The sequence below is a fragment of the Cupriavidus sp. CPT47-8839-RL05A genome (genome assembly GCF_058792255.1).
On the sequence record NZ_JBYTEG010000008.1, the window covers coordinates 218,596 to 238,651 of the forward strand.

At 58.1% G+C, this 20,056-nt stretch carries 17 protein-coding genes; 9 read left to right on the forward strand and 8 right to left on the reverse strand.

Annotation, left to right across the window (positions count from 1 at the left end; translation table 11 throughout):
- Window positions 1-371: 371 nt before the first annotated feature.
- The 3 genes from AC3WVS_RS12210 to AC3WVS_RS12220 are packed head-to-tail and all read left to right on the forward strand — an operon-like array spanning window position 372 to window position 4,074.
- Window positions 372-1,688, forward strand: coding sequence for a sugar transferase (locus tag AC3WVS_RS12210; protein ID WP_492318840.1), 1,317 nt, complete (start codon window positions 372-374; stop codon window positions 1,686-1,688).
- The gene (locus AC3WVS_RS12215) at window positions 1,685-2,854 is read left to right on the forward strand and encodes a glycosyltransferase (RefSeq protein ID WP_492318841.1); all 1,170 of its coding nucleotides are present in this window, start codon (window positions 1,685-1,687) and stop codon (window positions 2,852-2,854) included. Before AC3WVS_RS12210 ends, AC3WVS_RS12215 begins: the two co-directional genes overlap by 4 nt.
- A complete protein-coding gene (locus AC3WVS_RS12220) occupies window positions 2,839-4,074 on the forward strand; it encodes a lipopolysaccharide biosynthesis protein (protein WP_492318842.1) in 1,236 nt (411 codons plus the stop codon). The genes AC3WVS_RS12215 and AC3WVS_RS12220 overlap by 16 nt, the downstream gene beginning before the upstream one ends.
- A gap of 166 nt (window positions 4,075-4,240) precedes the next feature.
- Here AC3WVS_RS12220 and AC3WVS_RS12225 read toward each other — a convergent pair whose 3' ends face one another.
- Window positions 4,241-5,308: an MraY family glycosyltransferase gene (locus AC3WVS_RS12225; protein WP_492318843.1), complete on the reverse strand. Its 1,068-nt coding sequence runs from the start codon at window positions 5,306-5,308 to the stop codon at window positions 4,241-4,243.
- A gap of 199 nt (window positions 5,309-5,507) precedes the next feature.
- On the opposite strand from AC3WVS_RS12225, the gene AC3WVS_RS12230 reads away from it, so the two are divergent.
- Genes AC3WVS_RS12230 through AC3WVS_RS12255 form a run of 6 tightly spaced genes read left to right on the forward strand, consistent with a single transcriptional unit; the run spans window position 5,508 to window position 11,983 of the window.
- A complete protein-coding gene (locus AC3WVS_RS12230; RefSeq protein ID WP_492318844.1) occupies window positions 5,508-6,557 on the forward strand; it encodes a glycosyltransferase family 4 protein in 1,050 nt (349 codons plus the stop codon).
- Window positions 6,554-7,714 carry a glycosyltransferase gene (locus AC3WVS_RS12235; RefSeq protein ID WP_492318845.1) on the forward strand — a complete coding sequence of 387 codons (1,161 nt, stop codon included), beginning with the start codon at window positions 6,554-6,556 and terminating at the stop codon, window positions 7,712-7,714. The genes AC3WVS_RS12230 and AC3WVS_RS12235 overlap by 4 nt, the downstream gene beginning before the upstream one ends.
- Window positions 7,711-8,535, forward strand: coding sequence for a glycosyltransferase family 2 protein (locus AC3WVS_RS12240; protein WP_492318846.1), 825 nt, complete (start codon window positions 7,711-7,713; stop codon window positions 8,533-8,535). The genes AC3WVS_RS12235 and AC3WVS_RS12240 overlap by 4 nt, the downstream gene beginning before the upstream one ends.
- On the forward strand, window positions 8,526-9,761 hold the full coding sequence (locus tag AC3WVS_RS12245) for an oligosaccharide flippase family protein (protein ID WP_492318847.1): 1,236 nt from the start codon (window positions 8,526-8,528) through the stop codon (window positions 9,759-9,761). The genes AC3WVS_RS12240 and AC3WVS_RS12245 overlap by 10 nt, the downstream gene beginning before the upstream one ends.
- Window positions 9,754-11,103, forward strand: coding sequence for an O-antigen polysaccharide polymerase Wzy (gene wzy / locus AC3WVS_RS12250; RefSeq protein ID WP_492318848.1), 1,350 nt, complete (start codon window positions 9,754-9,756; stop codon window positions 11,101-11,103). The genes AC3WVS_RS12245 and wzy overlap by 8 nt, the downstream gene beginning before the upstream one ends.
- Window positions 11,084-11,983 carry a glycosyltransferase family 2 protein gene (locus AC3WVS_RS12255; RefSeq protein ID WP_492318849.1) on the forward strand — a complete coding sequence of 300 codons (900 nt, stop codon included), beginning with the start codon at window positions 11,084-11,086 and terminating at the stop codon, window positions 11,981-11,983. Before wzy ends, AC3WVS_RS12255 begins: the two co-directional genes overlap by 20 nt.
- A gap of 13 nt (window positions 11,984-11,996) precedes the next feature.
- On the opposite strand, the gene AC3WVS_RS12260 is transcribed toward AC3WVS_RS12255, so the two are convergent.
- The 7 genes from AC3WVS_RS12260 to AC3WVS_RS12290 form a co-directional block, all read right to left on the reverse strand.
- Window positions 11,997-12,872 (reverse strand): glycosyltransferase family 2 protein, encoded by an 876-nt coding sequence (locus tag AC3WVS_RS12260; RefSeq protein WP_492318850.1) that lies wholly within the window; start codon window positions 12,870-12,872, stop codon window positions 11,997-11,999.
- The gene (locus AC3WVS_RS12265; protein ID WP_492318851.1) at window positions 12,872-13,900 is read right to left on the reverse strand and encodes a glycosyltransferase family 2 protein; all 1,029 of its coding nucleotides are present in this window, start codon (window positions 13,898-13,900) and stop codon (window positions 12,872-12,874) included. Before AC3WVS_RS12265 ends, AC3WVS_RS12260 begins: the two co-directional genes overlap by 1 nt.
- A 122-nt stretch (window positions 13,901-14,022) precedes the next feature.
- A complete protein-coding gene (locus AC3WVS_RS12270) occupies window positions 14,023-14,967 on the reverse strand; it encodes a glycosyltransferase family 2 protein (RefSeq protein WP_492318852.1) in 945 nt (314 codons plus the stop codon).
- Between the two features lie 2 nt (window positions 14,968-14,969).
- Window positions 14,970-16,025, reverse strand: a complete 1,056-nt coding sequence (locus tag AC3WVS_RS12275) for a glycosyltransferase family 2 protein (RefSeq protein ID WP_492318853.1) — start codon at window positions 16,023-16,025, stop codon at window positions 14,970-14,972.
- Between the two features lie 140 nt (window positions 16,026-16,165).
- Window positions 16,166-17,032 carry an alpha-1,2-fucosyltransferase gene (locus AC3WVS_RS12280; protein WP_492318854.1) on the reverse strand — a complete coding sequence of 289 codons (867 nt, stop codon included), beginning with the start codon at window positions 17,030-17,032 and terminating at the stop codon, window positions 16,166-16,168.
- Complete coding sequence (locus AC3WVS_RS12285) at window positions 17,029-18,774, reverse strand: FkbM family methyltransferase (protein WP_492318855.1); 1,746 nt, start codon at window positions 18,772-18,774, stop codon at window positions 17,029-17,031. Before AC3WVS_RS12285 ends, AC3WVS_RS12280 begins: the two co-directional genes overlap by 4 nt.
- Window positions 18,771-20,054 carry an ABC transporter ATP-binding protein gene (locus AC3WVS_RS12290; RefSeq protein WP_492318856.1) on the reverse strand — a complete coding sequence of 428 codons (1,284 nt, stop codon included), beginning with the start codon at window positions 20,052-20,054 and terminating at the stop codon, window positions 18,771-18,773. The genes AC3WVS_RS12285 and AC3WVS_RS12290 overlap by 4 nt, the downstream gene beginning before the upstream one ends.
- Window positions 20,055-20,056 lie beyond the last annotated feature (2 nt).

Genomic DNA, 20,056 nt, shown 5'->3' on the forward strand with positions numbered 1-20,056 from the left:
GCTAATGTGTGCAAGGCAGCATTGTGCCGGATTGTGCAACCGCGGTAACCGTCGAGATTGAGGAAGGATCCTGGATTGCGTCGCCAAGGCGTACACAATGCACTAATGTGCACACCTCGGACCGCCGGATAGGGAGGCAGTTATAATCATGCGCCCCGATTGCAAATTTCCCGCCCTCGGTGAAAACCTGCCTGGGCTGGCCAGGTGCGCAGGGAAGCGCAAGATTGTGCACGCTCATCCACCCGGCCTAACCATCATACCTTTGCTTAACTAGCCGGTGGTCCGGGAAAAACTGGTTGCAGTTGCAAAATTTTGTAAATCTGTACAGTGACAAACTCGCGTAGAGGGTTGAGGTGTGGCTAGATTCACCAATGACGAAAACCAATAGTATTTCCCGCTCGGCACCAGCCGTTCGCGCGCGAGGATCCGAGATCATCCGGCGCGCCAGCCGGATGGTGGCCTGGGCACTGTTAGGCTTGATATTTCTCGGCCTCGGCATGTTTGCAGTTGAACTACTACGCCAAACTGGAATTGTCACTGGGCTGTTCACGCGCACGCTGGGCTGGTCTGCGGCTGCGTACGTCGCTGCGTTCGTGCTTATGCTCAGGTCGCTACATTTGCCGCCTGTCGAGGGCAACAGCCTTGTGGGGCTGTCCGTAACATTGGCTTTTGTAGCCCTGCTGCTGTGTTTCGCCGTTATGCGACTGGAGTATTCGCGCGTAGCGTTGTTGCTCACCTATTTCGGCACGCTGGTGTGGACGTGGTTTGGGTACCGCTTGTTTGTCAGGAACTATGTACCCGTGTTTGGATACTCCGATCCCGCGACGCTCGCGCAACTCGAGCAGATCGTGAACATGCCCGGTGCAGCCCTGCCGAGTCCGCACCGGTTCGAGCATATCCGGTCCCTGGAGGAGGCCACCGGGTGTGACGCATTGATGGTCGATCGGCATGCCATGGCCGATCCGGAACGCACTCGCACGCTGTCGCAGCTGAAGTTAACCCATGTCCGCATGTATTCCGTCGAACGAATCGGCGAGATGCTGACTGGGCGGGTAGGACTCGCGCACATCGATGAGAATTTCCTGGACGACTACGCTAAGCACTATTTTTACGGCTTCCTGAAGCGACTCATTGACATTGTTTCCGTGGTGGCAATGGCACCGCTTGCAGTTCCGGTAGGCGCGCTAGTGGCACTTGCCGTCCGCATTGAGTCAAAGGGCCCGGCGGTATTCCGTCAAGTGCGTGTCGGTCTGTTCGGTCGCCCCTTTGTCATGTTGAAGTTCCGCAGCATGACCACTGAGGAAGATGCTCCTGCGCAGTTCGCGTTGAAGCAAGATCCTCGTGTCACCCGCGTTGGCCGGATCATCCGCAAGTATCGGCTCGACGAGATTCCGCAGCTCTGGAATGTGTTGACCGGTGACATGAGCCTGATCGGGCCGCGGCCGGAACAAGTGCCCATGGTCGAGCAGTTCTCGCAGAGCATCCCCTACTATCCCTATCGCCACCTGGTTCGCCCCGGCCTTTCGGGCTGGGCGCAGGTCCAGCAGGGGTATGTAGGCACCCACGAAGAAACGGTCACAAAGCTAAGTTACGATTTGTATTACGTGAAACACTGTTCGTTTGCCTTGGATCTGCTGATTGCAGTCAAGACACTGCGAACCTTGCTTACCGGATACGGCGCGCGTTGAACCCATCCGAGCCGTCCGCTCAGCCGGACTCTTTGCGTATCCTGCTGGTGACAACCGGCCTACGCATGGGCGGTGCTGAACAGCAGGTTGCTGCCCTCGCGAAAGAGTTCATCGCACGAGGTCACAGCGTCGCGCTGATCAGCCTGACTCCGGATTGCGAAGTCCCCATGCCCGACGCGGTAGAGCGCCTGATGCTCGATTTGCGCAAGACACCTCTGTCGATGGTTCATGCGCTGTTGAAAGCACGACGCTTTGCCCTGGAATGGCGCCCGGACATCGTGAATTCGCATATGTTCCATGCGAATATGTTTGCGCGTTCACTGTCGCGCAATTGCCGGCTGCCTCCGCTGATCTGCGCGGCACACAGCTTTTCAGAGGGCGGCCGGCTACGCATGCTCTGTTATCGGCTCACCGATCGCTGGTGTACGCTGACGACGCAGGTCAGCCAGGCCAGTCGCGCAGAGATGATCCGGGCAGGAGCCGTCAGGCCTGACCGTGTACGCGTGATGTACAACGGGATCGATACGGAGAAATTCAAGCCAGACGTGACACTACGCGAGCGCACGCGCGCGCAGCTTGGCATTGATTCCCGCGCACGTTTGATCCTGACCATAGGACGCCTAGCCGTAGAGAAAGCACAAGATAGACTGATCGATGCGTTCCAACGGATGAACCGTTCACAAACTACTCGCCTTTTCGTTGCAGGCGACGGGCCGCAGCGTGCAGCGTTGCAGGAGCGGATAACAAGATACGGACTGCACGATGCCGTCTCGCTGCTGGGGACAAGGCACGATATTCCCGCCCTGTTAAATGCAGCTGATCTTTTCGTACTCTCTTCGCGCGTCGAGGGCATGCCGCTTGCGATTGGCGAAGCGCTGGCTTGCGGGCGCCCTGTCGTAGCCACTTCGGCGCCCGGCGTCAAAGAACTAATGGGTGACATTGGCATCGTGGTGCCCATTGACGATATCGATGCCCTGGCGCTTGCCATGACGCAATCGTTTGCCACCGAGGCCGGAACAGATGGCCAACGCGACATGCGCCGCCAACGCATCGTCACGCACTTCGGTATTGCCGCTGCCGCCGATCGCTGGTTATCGCTCTATCGCGAGATGCACTGCGAAGCCTCCGAACCCGCACGCTGCACAAGGTCATGCGGCGACGCATAGCCGGCAACGTCGGCTGGATGTTGCTCGATCGCTGCTCACAAGTGCTGGTGGGCATCGGCGTCGTCGCGATACTCGCCCGTACCCTCGGCACCGATGGCTTTGCGGCATTTCAATACGCCCAGTCCTTAGTACTGATCGGGGCCTCCGTCGCGCTGATTTGCGGTAGCGAAGTCGTGGTTCCGCGGCTTGTGGCCCTTTCCGATCTAGCCGCACAACATCGGCTCCTCAAGCATGTGTTCCGCCTGCGCCTTCTAGCCGCGTGCTGCGCCTATCTGCTGGTCTGCGGCTTTCTGTGGGTATCCCGGCAAGGGGATGCCAGTTGGCAGCCGGCGTTGATATTGGGTATCGCAATCCTGCTGCGCGAACCCTCTGGCGTCGTGATCGCGTGGACACAGGCACATACGCGAACCCAGCCAAGTGTGCTGATCAATCTTGCTTCCCTGGCTTTGAAAGCCGGCACTGTTGCCACGCTTGCCGTGATGGGAATTCATGCCGTCGGCGCCTACGCCGCCGCTTTCATTCTTGAGCCCCTGATGGCCGCTGTCTTACTCGGCACCTTCTATCGCAAATATATGCCTCAGCAGGCAGTCGATTACGATGGCCAACTGACGCGTCAGCTGTTTCGCGATGGATCTCTTTTCTGGATCAGCTTTATGCTGATGATGGCGGCGCGCAGGGCTGATCAGCTGATACTCAGACCGCACGTATCTTCTGAAGAGTTCGCTGCCTATGCGGCCGCAATGCAGATCGTGGACAACTACACCACGTTGGCCACCATTCTCGCGGGTGGCATCGCTCCGCTCTATGTCTATGCACGTGATGCATCCGCTGGCATTCGCAATGTACTGAAGCTGGCGACCTTCATCACCATCGTGGGGGCTGCCGGCACGGTGCCCCTTATCCTCCTGGCGCCATGGATCGTGCATCTGTTGTATGGCGCCGCCTTTGCCGAGGCAAGCTCGCTATTGCGCCTGGCCACCCTTGCCTCGCCATTGGTGTTTGCCGATGTTGGCTTTACTATCCTGGCAGCTTACCTGCGCAAGCCCCGATGGATCGCCATCAAGTGGGGCCTCGCGTTTCTGGCAACTGTTGCTGTCGATCTGACTGCTATTCCCCGATTTGGCGCGAAGGGGGCCATTCTAGGCTACACAGTTGCCAATGCCCTGGCCACGCTGGCAGGCATCTGCATGTGGCTCCACGCGCGAAGGGCGCAGGCATGATCTGCGCACTGCCAATCTGAGCTTAACCAGGTGCCTACCCATCAGCCTCCAATCTTCGAAGGACTCCTGGAACGCGGAATATTGCAGGCCCTGACAGACACTGGAGCAGAGACCGTCCACGGCGTTAGAGAGAGGGAATTCAGCTTCCATGTGGCTCGCATTGGCACTATCGCGAGCGAAGTCTCCGTATCCATCGGATCACGACCCATGCTCGCTGCATGATCAGCAAGTGAATGCCCGTCAGCAGCAGAAAGGCAACGAACAGAATGGACTCCGGCACACCCTGCTTCCATGCCACAACGCCAATCAGGCCGAGGAGAAGGTTACCGACCAGGAGGAACCATACCGCCTGCTTGCTATTCAGGCCCGCCCGCAAAAGCAGGTGATGCAGGTGGGTACGATCGGCCGCCAGCGGATTCTTGCCCTGGATTGCCCGACGCAGGACCACCGCCAGCAGATCAATCAAGATCAGCCCGACCACCCAGAGCATAACGGCCGGGGGCACGTAACTGCCACCTGGGTTGTACTCCTTCTGCGACAGTTCCACCGAGAACCAGCTGATCCCGTAGCCAAGCAACAAGCTTCCCGCATCGCCCAGGAAAACCAACCGGCGGCGCAGGGGGCTGGGCATGTTGAACAGCAGGAAACCTGCAATGGCGCCACACACCAGAAGGCAGATCCGGTATGCACCCGGATTGCCAATGTCGTTTGCCAACCACGCGAACCAGCCGAACACAATAAAGGAAAGGCCCCCCGCCAGGCCATCCATGCCATCGGTCATGTTGATGGCATTGACCACCGCGAGGACAGCAAGAAGGGTCAGCGGAATGCCCCACGCATAGAGAATGACGTCGCGCTTGTTGAGAAGATCGCCCAGGGAGTGCAGATACACCTCACCCCACGAAGTCATCAGGATTGCCGCTGTGAACTGGAATGCCAGCTTGCTTAGTGGCGGAATGCCATTCAGATCGTCGAAGAGGCCAACCAGCGCAAGCAGCGTCAGGCCAATGTACAGCGGCGTGTAATGATCATAGCCGCGCACGAACATCGCCGTGGACACCCAGACCGCGATGAGGATCGCGATACCGCCGACCAGTGGTGTCGAGCCTTCGTGTCGCTTTCTTCCGCCGGGGTGGTCAAGCAAACCTCCGCGGGTGGCCAGTGGGCGCAGGATCAGCACAGCGCCTGCACTCAACAAGGCCGCGATTGCAGGGAGCCAGAATAGTTCAAACATGAAAACTCAAGAGAAATCGTAGCGCCAAGGTCGGGCCGGCATTCGCGTAGAATGTCGACTTCCCGACCGTGTCCACGTTCAGCATTGCAGATTGCAGGCGAACGTGCGGCGGCGAGCGGTCATTTGACTTCACATCGTGCCGCCCAGATAGTAGGGCCTGCCCTCCGCGTTGTGCAACCGCACAACCACAGTATTGTTCATGCTCTTGCCTATTTTTCTCGTATCGCGTAATGGGGTAAAGAACACGGGCGGCGTTGAGCGCGTCGTACATCTTCTCCAGAGTGACCTCAAACGGCATGGCGCCGAAGTAACCCTGGTCGACGAAGCCATGGTTTTACCACAGTTTCTGCGTGGCAAGCGCCTTGCGCAGTTTGCCTTTCCAATCGCGGCATCGCTGTGGCTATGGGCCAGAAGATTATCTGGCGGCAAGTTCGTGACCATTTCCAACTCCTCGTACACGCCGCTCTATCCTGCTGAAGCAGTAATCGTTCACGGTTCCGCGGCTGGTTATATCCGGGCCCTGGCCAAGTCGGGCAACCGGTTTCTGGGGATGCGGCTTCTGGCCCGCCTCGAAGGCCTGACAATGCGCTTCGCGCAGCGCGTAATCTGCGTCTCGGAAGCCGTCCGCGACCTGTGCATCGACCACCATGGGGTACCCGCAAGAAAATGCCGCGTGGTCCACAACGGCATTGATGCATCCGTGTTCCATGCCAGGCAGAAATTCACGGACGGCCTCGTTCGGCTGGGCTTTGCGGGACGCTTGGAATATGGCAAGGGGTTGCCTTATCTGATCGAGATAGCGCGCTGGATCGGCACGCAACCCGACATGCGGCTGGTCATCGCAACGACGAGCGACGTGCCGACTGCCCTGAAGGACCTCCCCGGCATCACGATTGTCCCCGGCCTCGCGCCGGATCAGATGTCGACGTTCTACAACATGATCGACATCATGCTGTTGCCCTCCCTCTTCGAAGGGTTTGAGCTTGTCACGCTCGAAGCACTAGCTTCCGGCGTCAGTGTACTAGGCACCCGGGTGGGCGCCTGCGATGTATTCCTGCGGCAAGGCGTGCCCTGGGTCAGCGAACTGCCGACAGACACCGGTGATTTCGTCAGGCAAGCTACGTCAATTTTTGAGCGTCTGCGACGCAATAGCGACCCCGCCCGCATGCATGCATTCATTGAAGAATCCTTCTCCATCGAGCGTTTCTGCAAGCAGATTCGCGCACAACTGCAATTACGAGATTCGTGAACGTTCTGCTGATATCACCCAATGGGCTTCAGGAGCTTTCCGGAGGCGGCCTCTACCTCCGTTCGCTGACCCAGGCGCTTTGCGCCGCCCAAGGCGTCGACCAGCTGACCGTCATCAGCAAGGACATGGGAAATGGGGAAATATTCGAGTTTCCTGCCCACTGCAAACGCATTTACCTGAAAAAAACTACGCTCCGAGACGTAGCGGCACGCGTGCGGCTGTGCCCCACCTATTTGATGACTTACCGCTCGCTCCTGACGCGCGAAGCACGGGCTGCAGACGTGACGCTGTTCCACAATTCCCGTCTCGGCATGCTCTTGTCCGAAATTCGCGAAAAAGTGTCCGACAAGACCTACGGGATTCTGAGCGATAACGTGGAAGCCGAACTGAAGCGCCAGCACAATGGTGGAAATATGTTACGGCAGGTAAGTAATGCGTTGGATACGTGGCTTATTCGACATGCGGAGGCCCCGTGCCGCTCTGCAGACTTCATGACCTTTATCACGGAAGCCGATCGTGCGCTGTTCGACAGCCACTACGGCATACCCGCCCGCACAGGCATACTGCCCATCTCGCTGGCTCGTGGCGAGCCCGACACTCAGCACCTGGCGGCTTCCACCGCCCATCCGCAGATCCTGTTCACCGCACATTTCGGCTTTGCACCAAATCAGACCGCGTTGCGACACTTCGCCGAAGTGGCAAAGTTGTTCAAGGAAAGCTCCGATACGCCCGCGCAGTTCGTCGTTGCGGGTGCCCGTGCGGCGGAAATGGCCGCACCGTACCGTTGCCTGCAGGTCATCGACAATCCCAATCCCAGCCGGATGGCCAGCGCCTTCGCGTCAGCCGCGGTCTACCTGGCACCGGTAAGTTGGGGCAGCGGCATGAAGACCAAGGTCGCCGAGGCGTTGTCGTATGGCATCCCGGTGATCTGCATGCCAAATGCAGCGGTAGGCTATGAAGCCATGCTTTCTGACGAGCGGTATCGCGAGGCCATTAGCGTAGTTGAAAATGTGCCACAGATGGCACGCACACTTCACAGAATTTTACAAACCCACGATCAGGGGCCCCTCCGGAATGCAGCATTCGCAGCATTCGATGCCTTATACTCGCAGGCGTCGCAGACTCGGCGGCTGGAACTGCTACTCCTTGCAAAATGATCATATCGAGTGCGAAAAGACTGGTTAGCATCATTACTCCCGTGCATAACGATGGGAAGTATATTGGCGCGACCGCCAGTTCAATTCTGCAGCAGAGCCTCACCGACTTCGAATGGATTTTGGTCGATGATGGCTCAAATCGCGAAACGGCAGCCGTGCTCGTCCGTCTTGCCGCATCTGACGCGCGCATTCGGATCATTACCAATCCGGTGGCATACGGTCCCGCACGCGCGCGTAATATCGGTATCGCGGCCGCATCGGGAGAATATGTCGCATTTCTCGATGCTGATGACATCTGGGACAAAAATAAGCTGGAGCATCAGGTCACGTTTATGCGCCAACATGACCTGGATTTTAGTTATCACGACTATATCCCGTTCGAGGATGGCAGCGGCCGCCCAATATCGAGAATTTGCGGACCGAACCGGTTGACGCTGTTTTCCCATAACGCCCGGCGGGGCGTAGGGTGCCTGGCCGTCATGCTCAAGCGGAAGATAGCCGGCGACGGCGTTTTTCCGGCAATGCCTCCCGGCCTCGTGGCTGAAGACTTTGCCGCCTGGGCTATCCTGATCAAGGCCGGTCTGCGCGGTGAGCGCTTGCCCAAGACGCTGGCTTGGTATCGTGTACGCAAGCGCTCCTTCTCGTCTAACAAGTTCCGCTCGGCGCATTCTGTCTGGTTCATCATGCGCACGATGGAAGGCTTCGGCAAGGTCACGTCGGCGTTCTTCCTTGCGAGCTTCCTGTTCACAGCCATGACCTCACGGGTAGTGGCTCGTGTTTCCGGCCCTTACCAGACACTGGCCGCGCCTCCATGGCATTGAACGCACTGATCTCCGGTCTGGGCGTTCTCCTGAAGTTGCTCTGCGGCCTGGCCGCGAACAAGATCCTGTCCACGCAGTTGGGACCGACGGCCTTCGGGACATGGGGTAATGTCTTCAGCCTGGCCACGCTCTACACGACGTTCTCGAATGGCGGCATCTCGCAAGGGCTGATCGCGCGGTTGTCCTCACCGACACAGGACGATGCGGCGCGCGCACGGTGGCTGGCCGGCGGGTTGCTGTTTGTGCTTGGTGTGCCCGTGCTGATCGCCGCCTGGCATGCCGGATTCCGGCAACTCGACGTGGTCAGCGGCGCCGAGGCGCTCGGCCCGCTCGCCGCACTGGCGCTCGGTCTGCTCGCTGCACTGGCATTGCAGATCCAGGCCACCGTGCTGGCACAAGGGCGGTCGCGGCTGAATGCCATCGTAGTTGCGCTATCGGGTGTCACCGCACTGCTGAGCTACTGGCTGTTCGTCCTGCCTGGTTCGATCCCGAGCGCGGTCCGCGCACTGGTGATCAGCTTTGCCACAACGCTCGCGATCTGGCTGGTGGTGGCCGCCTCCACCCGAACGCGCTGGCACGCCGGCATCGCCGCCTTGCGCGACGGTTGGCCGGCAGCCCGATCGCTGGCACCCTATGTCGCTATCGCGCTCGCACCGGCCGTCGTGGGCACCGCGGCCGTGATCGCCGTCCGCGAAGTCGTGTCGACGCAGGTCAGCCCGGAAGCGGCCGGCCTCTGGCAAGGCATGTTCCGCATCTCCGACGCCATCGTCGCCATGGCGCAAGCCGTGGTCAGCTTCGTGCTGCTGCCCGAAGTGTTCCGGAGCGATACGCCGCGCCAAACGCTAAAAAAACGTCTGGCCGGCTATGCTCTTCTCGTTGTGCTCGGCTTCATCGTTGGCGTAGCAATCCTGTGGCGCGGCGCCGACCTCGTGGTCAAGGTGCTCTACTCCGAGCAGTACGCGGGCATCTCACCCCTGCTCTGGATCGAACTGCTCGGCGATGCCTTCAAGGCCCTAGCAATGCCGTTCGTCGCGTTTTTCATTTATCAAAGAAATCTTCGGTTTTCCTGGGCGCTCGAGTTGACGTTTTCGGTCTGCTTCATACTGGCCACCTACATACTGACCGGCTTGGCCGGCCTGGCAGGGGCAGCGGTCGCGTACGCCTGTGCGAACTTCGCCCTGCTGATTGTTGCTTTTGTATTGTTTTTTGGAGCCCAGGATGCCTAATTTTTTCTTTCTGGCAACAGTGGCGCTGGTAATTGCCAACCTGATCAGCGGCGCCTACGGCGTACTCGCCTGGCAAGAACCCATTACTGCGCTGACGTTCTTTGTTTGCATATACCGAGTCAGCAAGGCTTCTTCCAGCCGGTTCAACCCGGCAATGCTGCTTTGCCTGACCACCACGCTCTTCCTGTTCAGCCGATTCCTGATCACCTATTTCTTTGGCTGGTCCGACTACCGCTACGGCGACTGGTTCCGCATGGGTCCGATGAACGACCATACGGTAGCGCTGTCGCTGTGCGGCATCAGCCTGTTTCTATGCGGCATTGCATTGTCGGCAGGCAAGCTCGGCAACGTCCCGGTGCGCAATGACCAGTCTCTTGGCGTCTTCGCATTACGCTCCGGCCTGGCACTGCTGCCCTTTGCGCTTTATCGCGTCTATATCAATATTGACACGTGGCGCAATGGCGACTATCTCGCTCTCTACAAGTACGGCGGTCCGAGCGGCATTCCCTATGCGCTCGGCAGCTGGCTGATCTTCTGTATCTTCATGTACCTGGCGTCGCGCCCCCGGCAGCGTTTGGCATTTATGGCATATGGCTTCGGACTGGTGCTTTGCGTACTGGACATGCTCAAGGGGGCGCGTGGTGTTCCAATGGCGCAGATCATCGCGCTGACGTGGCTGCTGGTCACGACCCAGGAGCTCAAGGTTTCCTGGTGGAAAGCTGCTTGCGCCGGCATCGGCCTCGCCATCGTTGCCGATATTGTGGGCCGCGTTAGAGTGGGCATTCCTGTTGCGACAGCAATTTCGTCCGATCCATTCGAAACACTCTTCGGATTCGCTTACGGGCAGGGTGTCAGCCTGATCTTCATCGAGTCCACGGCTACGCACCTTGTAAGGTTCACACCTGTCGACGGCTTGCGCGCGACCTTCGCCATCTTCCTCGACGGCTATCATCGAATGCTAGGCGATCTCGCTGCCGGTCAGACGCTGGAATTCGTCAAGCACACAGCCAGCCTGGCGCATCGCATATCGTTCATCGTCGATCCGAAAATGTACCTCGAAGGCAAGGGCATGGGTGGTTCTGCAGTGGCGGAGTCCCTGCTGTATTCGCGGCTGTTCGGGCCGCTTGTCGCTGGCCTTTTCACCGGCACGTGTTTGCGCCTGCTCCACCGCGTAGCCATGGCCTCGCCGCTCGGCCTGTTTATCTTCTCCGCCACGTTGCCCTTTTTCCTGCTTCTGCCGCGTGAAAACCAGTTGCTCTTCGTGGTTCCGATGCTGAAGGCATCGCTGTTTGCTACGCTCTTTTACGTCATCGCCAAATTCCATGTCAGACAGCCAGCCTAAGGTGACCGTCGTCGTTCCGACCTACAAGCGCGCTCACCTGCTTGCAGACACGATTCCGTCCTATCTGCAGCCAGAGGTCGCACAACTGGTACTGGTGGACGACTGCTCGCCCGACAATACGCCCGAGGTCGCGAAGGCGCTCATGCAGCGCTACCCGCAGATCACCTATCTGCGCAACAGTGCTAACGGGAAACAGACCACATCGAAGAACCGTGGCAAAGCACTGGCGCAGACGGAATTCATTTACTTCGGTGATGACGATTCCCTACTGAACCCCGGCGCTTTGGGGATTCTGCTGCAAACAGCAAGGGACACCGCCAGCGATATCGTTGGCGCCTCCGCCCTATACCTGCGCGACGACAAGGACACGGAGACCGCCGTCATTGAGCGCCGCAAGCTCGCCAGCAAGGTGGACGATGTAGTGAACCTGAGCAGGCTGCGATTCGATTTTGCGGCCAGAATGCCTCGAGCCGTGGAGGTTCCAGTATGCCACGCATCGTTCCTGATCCGGGCGGATGCGGCCAGGGAGATAGACTTCGACACGGGCTACGTCGGCAACTGCTATCGCGAAGAAACCGATTACCTAGTGCGCTGCCGTGCACGCGGACTCAAGATTTCATATGAGCCCCGCGCATTGCAAATCAACCTGCCTCCATCGCAAGCCACCGGCGGTGCCCGTGGGCGTGGCAGGTTGTCGTATGAGAGTTATGCGCTTTACAACACGGCTCGGTTCTTGCTGAAGAATCGGCAAGCCTTAACGCAGGCGGACCAACGCTGCAATGTCGCACTTATGCTGGGCTGGTACATAGAGGCGCGGGTAAGCGCCGCGTTGGCGCGGGCAGCGAGCAGTCTGTCGCGAAGACTCTCCGGACAGTCGTAGCCTGTCACGACACCTACGAACGCGAAGCGCTTGCCAAAAGCTCCTGAATACGTTCAGCAACGCTCGCCGGCACTGGATCCTCTACGCGGCGGAAAGCCAGTCCCTTGTCCATGCCCGGTATCGCAGCCAGCACATCCACTGCTGCCTTTACGGCACTGGAAAGTGCCGCCAAAACGGCATTGGTCCATTGCTGCCGCGCGATGAACGTCCGCAGTTGTGCCTGGAGAAGATGTCTTCGCGCGACCAGCGTCGACGTCACACTGTAGTTGCCTTGCCGGTATGCCAGCAAGGTCTCATCTAGGCACGCAAACCTGCTGGCCGTACAGCTACGCAACAGTAGTTCCTGATCCTCCGCACGCCTGACTTCCGGAACGCGATACCGATGCTTGCGGAACCACTCCACCCGGCCCATCCATGTGGGATGCGGCAATGGGATGCCACGCCACGGACGCGCGCAGATCGCCTCATGGGTATTGCGAAACGGCAGGAGTCCGACAATGGACCCATCATTCCGGAATACCGCTGCCCGACACCCTACCAGATCGACTTCCGGGTGTTCCTCTAGAAATTGGTACTGCTGCTTCAGTCGCTCCGGAAAGCTCAGATCGTCTGCATCCATCCGAGCAAGGTAGCGACTGCGGGTCAGATCGACACCCTGATTGAGGCGTGCAGTCAAACCGAGTTGAAATCCATCCGAAACAAGCCGGATACGTGCGTCCTGCAAACCAAGCACGAGTTGGGCCGTATTATCCGTGGACCCATCGTCTAACACTATGAGTTCGAAGTCCGCGAAAGTCTGAGCCAGAATGGAACGTACCGCAGAAATAATTGTCCGCTCGCCATTACGCACAGGCAGCAGCACGGTGATCAATGGGATTTGCTCAGACATTACTTTTCGCCGCCATACTTACCTGCGGGCGGCAGCTTGCGTTGTCGACCCAGTACAAAAAGAACCCCGTTCTTGGTCCAGCGTACTGGTGCTCGAACGGGAGCCGGAACCTTCGGGTAAATCGCAAAGAAGATGCGCGCGAGACCTTGCAACGTGAGGAGTCGCATACGGCGATAGCTCTTAATAAGCTGGTCGAAATACACGGCAGGTTCGGGTTGCGCCACCCCGTACTTCAGGAATCCACGACGCGAGCGTATGCGGTACTTCTCGAACAGTCGGTACCATTGCGCCTTGATCTCGGGTTCTTCGGCTACCTTGTGCGCGATCTTTTCGAACAGGATCGAATACTCATAAAGCTCGATTTGCCCGCTGTCCCTGCATACCTCCGTGACCTGATGTTCCGCATTCGTCGGCGTGCAAATCAGCGGCCTAGTGCTAAACGCGAATAGCGTACCGCTCTGGAGGATACGGATATAGAAATCCAGGTCCACCAGCCATTTCATTCTTATATCGTATTCGAGCGAGAAGGCCCGGCGATAGATCGTGGTGCTCGGCGCACCAACGAAATTGCCTGCGAATAGCACCTCCGGCATCGCTCGCAGCGCCTGCATCTGACTCTCGGTGGCTCGATGAACACGCTGTTGCCCCGTTGCGACATCAGTGATCAGCGTTGCACAGAACGCAAATCCAGCATCAGGCTGATCATCGAGCAGTCGCACGAAATCGCCCAGCGCATCCGCATCGGTAAAATTGTCGTCATGATGGAGGATCTTCAGGTAGTCGCCCGAGGCAAGACGCAACGCAGCGTTCCAGTTCTCCGGCGAGCCCAGCTGCTTAGCATTGCGCACGTATCGCAAGCGCCCGCCGAAATCGAATTCGGCAAGCAATGCTTCTACGGAGTCGTCCGGCGAATCGTCGGTAACGATCACTTCATAGTCAGTAAAACGCTGATCCAATACCGACTGCAGCGTCTGGCGCAGGAAGGCCACCTGCCGATAGGCCGGAATACAGATGGAAACTTTAGGCATGGGCCTCTCTGACAATATCGGTCACGCGTGATCCACGCATTCATGACCATTTCTTCGGACCACCAGGCGCATCCGAATGACTTGCCCAGCCCTTTTCTTGATAACTTTACGCATGGCGCCCATCAGACTGTTCTTTCCAACCTGCGGATAATGCCGAGCACTACCCGACGGTAGAAACGGCTCGTCGTTGCACGCGGCGCTTCCGCCAAGGGAGAGGGAAGCGGGGCCACTGCCGTTACAAAATAGTCGCGCGCCCAATAGAAGCGGCTAAGAAGTCCTTCCTTGGTGCCCTCGACAATCTCCTTTGAGCGATCCCACATGCGCTTGTTCTGCAAGTCCTGTTCGGTTTGCGTTTTGGGGCGCGTCAATGACAGATTACTATTGCGCGGCGCGGTGCTTACGTAGTAACTGCAGGTGAACGCCTCGATCACGGCTGGCTCATGATAGAAACCCAGCCGGATAAGAAAGTCCCAGTCCTCGGAACGCGTCAACGCTTCATTGAAAGGCCCTTCTCGCAGTTCGTCGTGCAGTCGCGTGCGGTCAATCAGAAAGCTATGGATCGGGATGAAGTTCTCTGTCCACAATGCCTTCAGGGAAAATTTCTTGCGCACGAACGGAGTGGTTTCCTGAATGACCTCGAACTGCTCATTCTCCTTCTTCAATACTGTTTGAGCATAGGCCCATGTGCGGCCAGTGTCTTGCAGGACCGTTACAAGGCGCTCCAAGTGATCCGGCTCCAATGCATCATCATCGTCCAGGAAGCCGACGTAGCGACCCTTCGCCACAGCGATACCAATATTGAGATTTCTAGCGCGCTGGTCTTCATTGGTCGGATTGTGCGCCACACGGTATTCGATACCGGGCACCAAGGTGCCGAGGCTGCTGAGGTACTCGAGATATCCCTCGTCGGTGCCTTGGTACACCAATACGACCTCAAGCGGACGATAGCTCGAGCGCCCAACACTTTCGAGCGCGCGCGCGATTTCGCGATGACGACCTCCAACGCTCCGCACCACCAGCGTTGCCATCTCCTGCCCTGCAAGTCGATTCTCTTGTGGAACTGGCATCTTCAATTCCCCCACTTCAACAACCGCTTGATGGCATTGCGGCATCTCCGCTGCAATGCACTGACCGAGCCTCGCATCGTCCTTGCCAGATCCGCCGACGGCGGAGGCAGATATGGCTGCGCCTCCACCACTGCCAATCGACGATACGATTGGAGACCTGTCTCTGTCAGCACCTTGCGGAATCGCTCTTTTAGAAGATCGTGCAACGCCCGCCCGTCCCAGAAACCCGACGCCACGTTGGCGGCCTCAAGTTTGGCGAACCAATGCGCAATGTCATTGAGGTACTCGGGCGTCGCAGCGTACCGTTCGAGGATCAGACTTTCATGCAGTTCAGAATCCCGCTCCTCGAGCTCGACACCTGCCTGTGCGAACATCCAGCCTCGCACCTTACGCGACGCCAGATACTGGTGATTGGATTCGCTCGTGCTGACCTGCTTCTTGTGCAACCGGTAGTGCAGCAACAGGTCCGGCAAATTGGCGCTACGCACTTCCTGGGTAAAGCGGCTCCACAACCAGTAGTCTTCCGCGTGCGGAAATTCGTTGGTGTAAACCAGCTTGCGCTCATCGTAAACAGAGCGGCGAAACATCAGTGCCGGGTGTGCCAACGGGCAATAGAACATCAACGCGACACGAATATCGTCGTGCGATGGCGGAAACTGGAATGTATAAGGCGTCGCGATGCTGTCGAAGAAGCGGATGGCACCGCCTACGACACCAACGTCGGCATGCTGCTGCAGAAACTCCACCTGCAGTCTGAAGCGGTCCGGCACACAAATGTCGTCGGCATCCATGCGCGCGATATAGTCGCCTTTACAGAAACCCAAGGCCTTGTTGAGCGTGTTGACGAGACCAAGGTTCGATTCATTCTCCACGATTCTGATGCGAGGATCCGCAAATGACCGCGCAATCTCAAGCGTATTGTCCGATGAACCGTCGTCAATGAGTATGACCTCGAAGTTCTCATAAGTCTGGGCCAGCACGCTTTGCATAGCCTCGGCCAGATGCTGCTGCGCGTTGTACGCTGGCATTACGACGCTGATCAAAGGCTCGCCTTTCATTCAATTTCCGCCATGTCAGTGAACATCGTCACATCAACTGGTAACGCGTCACTGTTTATTGATTGATCTCTAAAGATTAATTTCACTGCAGCGATACATCTCATTGCCGATGCGTTCTATCGAGTCCGAACGAGTCCGTTTCAGAGCCTTGTCCACGTCGGCGGCAGCAGATCTCTCGTATCGAACTTCTCATCGCGAAACCACTGCGCTGGCGCAATCACTACCTTCCTCTCTGACGCATTCAGCCACGCTCCCCACCAGCTAAAAGTGCTATTCGCGATGATGTTGTGACGGCAGGCTGACATCAGCCGCAAATCCTCATAGTTCCGGGCGGAGTCGTTGTGGCGGATATACCGCGCCTCGTGTCCGAGATGAAGGTTCCCCGCAACCCAGTCCGGGTCGTCGGAGAAAACATAGAACGTCGGTTTCACACCCACGTTTTCGGCTACATACCTGGCAGCCCGCATGTAGTAGTCCAGGGAACATGTTCCATGCACGGCATTGGCCGATGCACTGGTCACATAGTCACCACGGCGGACGTGAATGGAAACTGCCCCCTCGTCACCGCCGATACGTGCCAGCCATTCGGCATTTTCCGAAGTGGGCGGGGTGATAATCTGAAAATCGCAGCGCAATTCCTGTGTCATTTCCGCGAAATAGCTCTCGCTTTGCCAGTACCCGTCCAGGTACGTACCGTCAGGCAGCTTCATGACCTCAGGATCCACAGCAAATCCGCGTTCGCGAAACACGCGCAATTCGGTACCCAGGCCAAAGCGCCGCAATGCCTTGGCCCACCGATTCTCAGCGCGCCCGCTGGGTATCTCGCGGTCTCCAGCCTGCACGGCCTTCAATGCAAAATGGTGCAGCCCGTAGGTGTGCAAGGGATAGTCGGCAAAGCCACTGCTGTCGATCTTCAACGGCACCCCAAGCCGCCGCGCCAGTGCGCGGCCTGCCGCGTACTGGAACATCTGGTTTCCAAGACCACCGATCACTCGCGTGACGATCATTCCTCCAACTCCTTGCTTACCCAGTTTTCCCAAATGAAAGGGAATTGATATGTCACGCGATGTGTTACAGCAAGCCGCTGCTGGATCGCCGCCATCCGTGCTTCGGCGTCAGGCACGAAATCGTGAAACTGCACCTGAAGTCGGCGGATTTTCCGTATCAGGCCCGTGTCGATCAGGTGATCGAGCAGGTCGTACTCGGCGCCCTCGATATTCACCTTCATCAAGTCAACTTGCGAAACATCCTCGGCTGAAAACACCTGCTCGGGCGTGACGACGCGGATTTCCACTATGTCTTCGCCCTGCAACTGCATGGACGATGCATCACCGGCAATCGAGATCTGGAACGTGCCCGCACAGCCACCAAGGCCCACAGCATGGAGACGGATCGCGTCGTTCTGCTCAAAACGACGCGCGATCTGCTCCACATACGATGGTACCGGTTCGAAAATGTGAATGTGGCAGCGATACCGTGCGTAGATGTCGCTCGCCCATTGTCCTTCGAATCCACCGACATCGAACACGATCGATTTGGACGTCAGTGGGTAATCGACGCGCAGAGTACGGTCGCCATCGGCCGCCACCCATTTCCGGTACGACATCTCCTTCAACGAAGGCGACGGCGGGGGTGGCGGGGGCGGTGGCGGCGGGGGTGGCGGCGGAGGTGGATCCATCGCATCGGCTGCATACTGCAGGCGGTAGCCCGCGGACCTGAGAGCCCGTACCAATAGCTTGTTCACAGACTTTCCGTTCTTGATTTCTGGCAATTGCTGCGGCGATGTCGAATCGCCACGTGCCGCGGTGTTGGCGATTTCTGCTGCTTCCCTGGCCGCGCGCTCCACCATCTCGTTCATCGGGATAATGGTCTTCTGCACACGCTCGCTCTGCGCCGTAGTGGCAATCAGGTGCTGCAGGACGATAGCGAGATTTGGAAAGAACTGCGTATTCCACAGATACTGCGTCCGTGCGCGCGCAATGGCCTCGAGGTGCGAAGAGTAATGCTTCGGGTCATCGAGACAACCGGCAATAGTCCGAGCAGCGCGTTGTGGTTCTTCCATCGCGATCCGCGTCCACGCGTCGTCCGCGTGATAACGTCCGACGTTCGTACAGCCTGCATAGAACGGATAGCACCACGCGAGCCACGCATCGGGGAGCTTTTCGGTCAGGAAATCATCGCTTTCGTGGTTCTCCAACACCACCGCATATCGGTAGCGGGACAGCAGATCCCACTTCGCGTCGAAACTACGAATGCCGCGCCCAAACACATGCAGGCGGTCTCCCAATGCCCCGGACAACGCCTGAACGAAATCCAGCCGCTTCCGATGGCCTTCGCTGAACGCCTTGTCTGACGAGATGACGCAAATCTCTTCCTGCTTTGCCACCGGCGCCATTGCAAGCAACTCGTCCATGGATCGTTCGACGAACCAGGGATGTGCCTGTTGCATCCTGAAGATGCGGGGATGATCAATGTCACGGCGCCCGCTGACGACAGTGTGGAACTGCGACAGAAAACCGGCATCATAGTGGCCAAGGGAGTCCGGTTCGCCCGTCACGAATATGGTTCGTTCGTGCGGGCACTTGACTTGCTCTCGTGCGGCGAGCGATTCGAACACCACCCAGGCATCGCAGTTCGAAATATTACTGTCGATGTGAAATCGGAAAGGCCCCCAAGTCGGCAAGTGGCCTGGGAACTGACGCATCCACGGCCAGGCAGGTGCGCACGTTGACAGTTTGACGTCGATCATGCGAGAGACAAGGATTCCAATCGCCAACCCGGATTGAGATGCACATAACCGAACGGCTGTTCGGCGGCATGCTGCACGTTATACCCCAACGAACGGCGAACAGTGATTGGGAAGGAGAGCATGTTGTCAAAATAGTCGCAGACGCCAAACTGGCTGGAGTGGATTTCCACGACATAGCTGCCCGCTACCAGAAAATCGGCAGGCAATCGCGCATGCAGGACATAATCGCCGGGCAGCACGGTTTCCATGTCCGGATTCCAGTCTGCGGCGAGCGAACGCGCAATCATTTCGCCAAGCACCGTCTTGAGATAGAACCCCATCCGAAACGCCTGAAGAGGCCGATGCACACGGAACTCGATCTGCACATCAATTGGCTTGCTGCCATCGCAAGCGGTGACCGGCACTTCGTCCTGAAGGATCAGGACATTCAGGCAATCGACATCCTCCGTGTGAAACGGCAGGTTCGCGCATTCGGTATTCACGGATCGCCGCATGTAGGACAGCACGGCTTCATCGACGGACACCTTCCCGTTGTTCACGCGCCCCCCCTCAAGGATCAGCGCAGTGTCGCACATCTCTTTGACCGCCCCCATGCTGTGGCTGACGAATAGCACGGTACGCCCTTCTGCCGCCAACTGGCGCATCTTGGCCTGACACTTCTTCTGGAATGCGGCGTCGCCAACGGCCAGGACTTCGTCCAGGACAATAATGTCCGGTTCCAGAAATGCCGATACTGCAAAAGCGAGGCGCACGTACATGCCGCTGGAATAGCGCTTGACGGGTGTGTCGAGGAATCGCTCAATCTCCGCGAAGTCGATAATCTCATCGAACTTACGACGCACTTCGGCCTGGCTCATGCCCAGAAGCGCGCCATTGAGAAAGACGTTCTCACGCCCGGTCAACTCCGGATGGAAACCCGTACCAACTTCGAGCAGACTGCTCAACCGGCCGCGAATCCGCACACTGCCGGACGTCGGGCTGACCACACGCGAAAGAATCTTCAACAGCGTGGATTTGCCGGCGCCGTTCCTACCGATGATGGCAACGCGTTCGCCCTCTTCCACCTCGAAGTTAATGTCGCGCAATGCCCAGAAAACTTCTTCTGTCTCGACTTCAACGCCGGCCGCAGCGTTACGCTTCCGGCCACCACGCAGCATTGTACCCAGCCCGGAACCGATCGCATCGCGCAACGATTTCTGCGTCGACGCCTGGGCCTGCGCGGTGCGATGCTTGAGCAAATAGCTCTTCGAAAGATTCTCTACAACAATTGCTTTGCTCATGA

Excerpts from the sequence above, each read along its gene's own strand:
- AC3WVS_RS12210 (WP_492318840.1), top strand. The coding sequence starts at position 372 with ATGACGAAAACCAATAGTATTTCCCGCTCGGCACCAGCCGTTCGCGCG.
- AC3WVS_RS12220 (WP_492318842.1), top strand. The coding sequence starts at position 2,839 with ATGCGGCGACGCATAGCCGGCAACGTCGGCTGGATGTTGCTCGATCGC.
- AC3WVS_RS12225 (WP_492318843.1), bottom strand. The coding sequence starts at position 5,308 with ATGTTTGAACTATTCTGGCTCCCTGCAATCGCGGCCTTGTTGAGTGCA.
- AC3WVS_RS12230 (WP_492318844.1), top strand. The coding sequence starts at position 5,508 with ATGCTCTTGCCTATTTTTCTCGTATCGCGTAATGGGGTAAAGAACACG.
- AC3WVS_RS12240 (WP_492318846.1), top strand. The coding sequence starts at position 7,711 with ATGATCATATCGAGTGCGAAAAGACTGGTTAGCATCATTACTCCCGTG.
- AC3WVS_RS12245 (WP_492318847.1), top strand. The coding sequence starts at position 8,526 with ATGGCATTGAACGCACTGATCTCCGGTCTGGGCGTTCTCCTGAAGTTG.
- wzy (WP_492318848.1), top strand. The coding sequence starts at position 9,754 with ATGCCTAATTTTTTCTTTCTGGCAACAGTGGCGCTGGTAATTGCCAAC.
- AC3WVS_RS12255 (WP_492318849.1), top strand. The coding sequence starts at position 11,084 with ATGTCAGACAGCCAGCCTAAGGTGACCGTCGTCGTTCCGACCTACAAG.
- AC3WVS_RS12260 (WP_492318850.1), bottom strand. The coding sequence starts at position 12,872 with ATGTCTGAGCAAATCCCATTGATCACCGTGCTGCTGCCTGTGCGTAAT.
- AC3WVS_RS12265 (WP_492318851.1), bottom strand. The coding sequence starts at position 13,900 with ATGCCTAAAGTTTCCATCTGTATTCCGGCCTATCGGCAGGTGGCCTTC.
- AC3WVS_RS12270 (WP_492318852.1), bottom strand. The coding sequence starts at position 14,967 with ATGCCAGTTCCACAAGAGAATCGACTTGCAGGGCAGGAGATGGCAACG.
- AC3WVS_RS12275 (WP_492318853.1), bottom strand. The coding sequence starts at position 16,025 with ATGAAAGGCGAGCCTTTGATCAGCGTCGTAATGCCAGCGTACAACGCG.
- AC3WVS_RS12280 (WP_492318854.1), bottom strand. The coding sequence starts at position 17,032 with ATGATCGTCACGCGAGTGATCGGTGGTCTTGGAAACCAGATGTTCCAG.
- AC3WVS_RS12285 (WP_492318855.1), bottom strand. The coding sequence starts at position 18,774 with ATGATCGACGTCAAACTGTCAACGTGCGCACCTGCCTGGCCGTGGATG.
- AC3WVS_RS12290 (WP_492318856.1), bottom strand. The coding sequence starts at position 20,054 with ATGAGCAAAGCAATTGTTGTAGAGAATCTTTCGAAGAGCTATTTGCTC.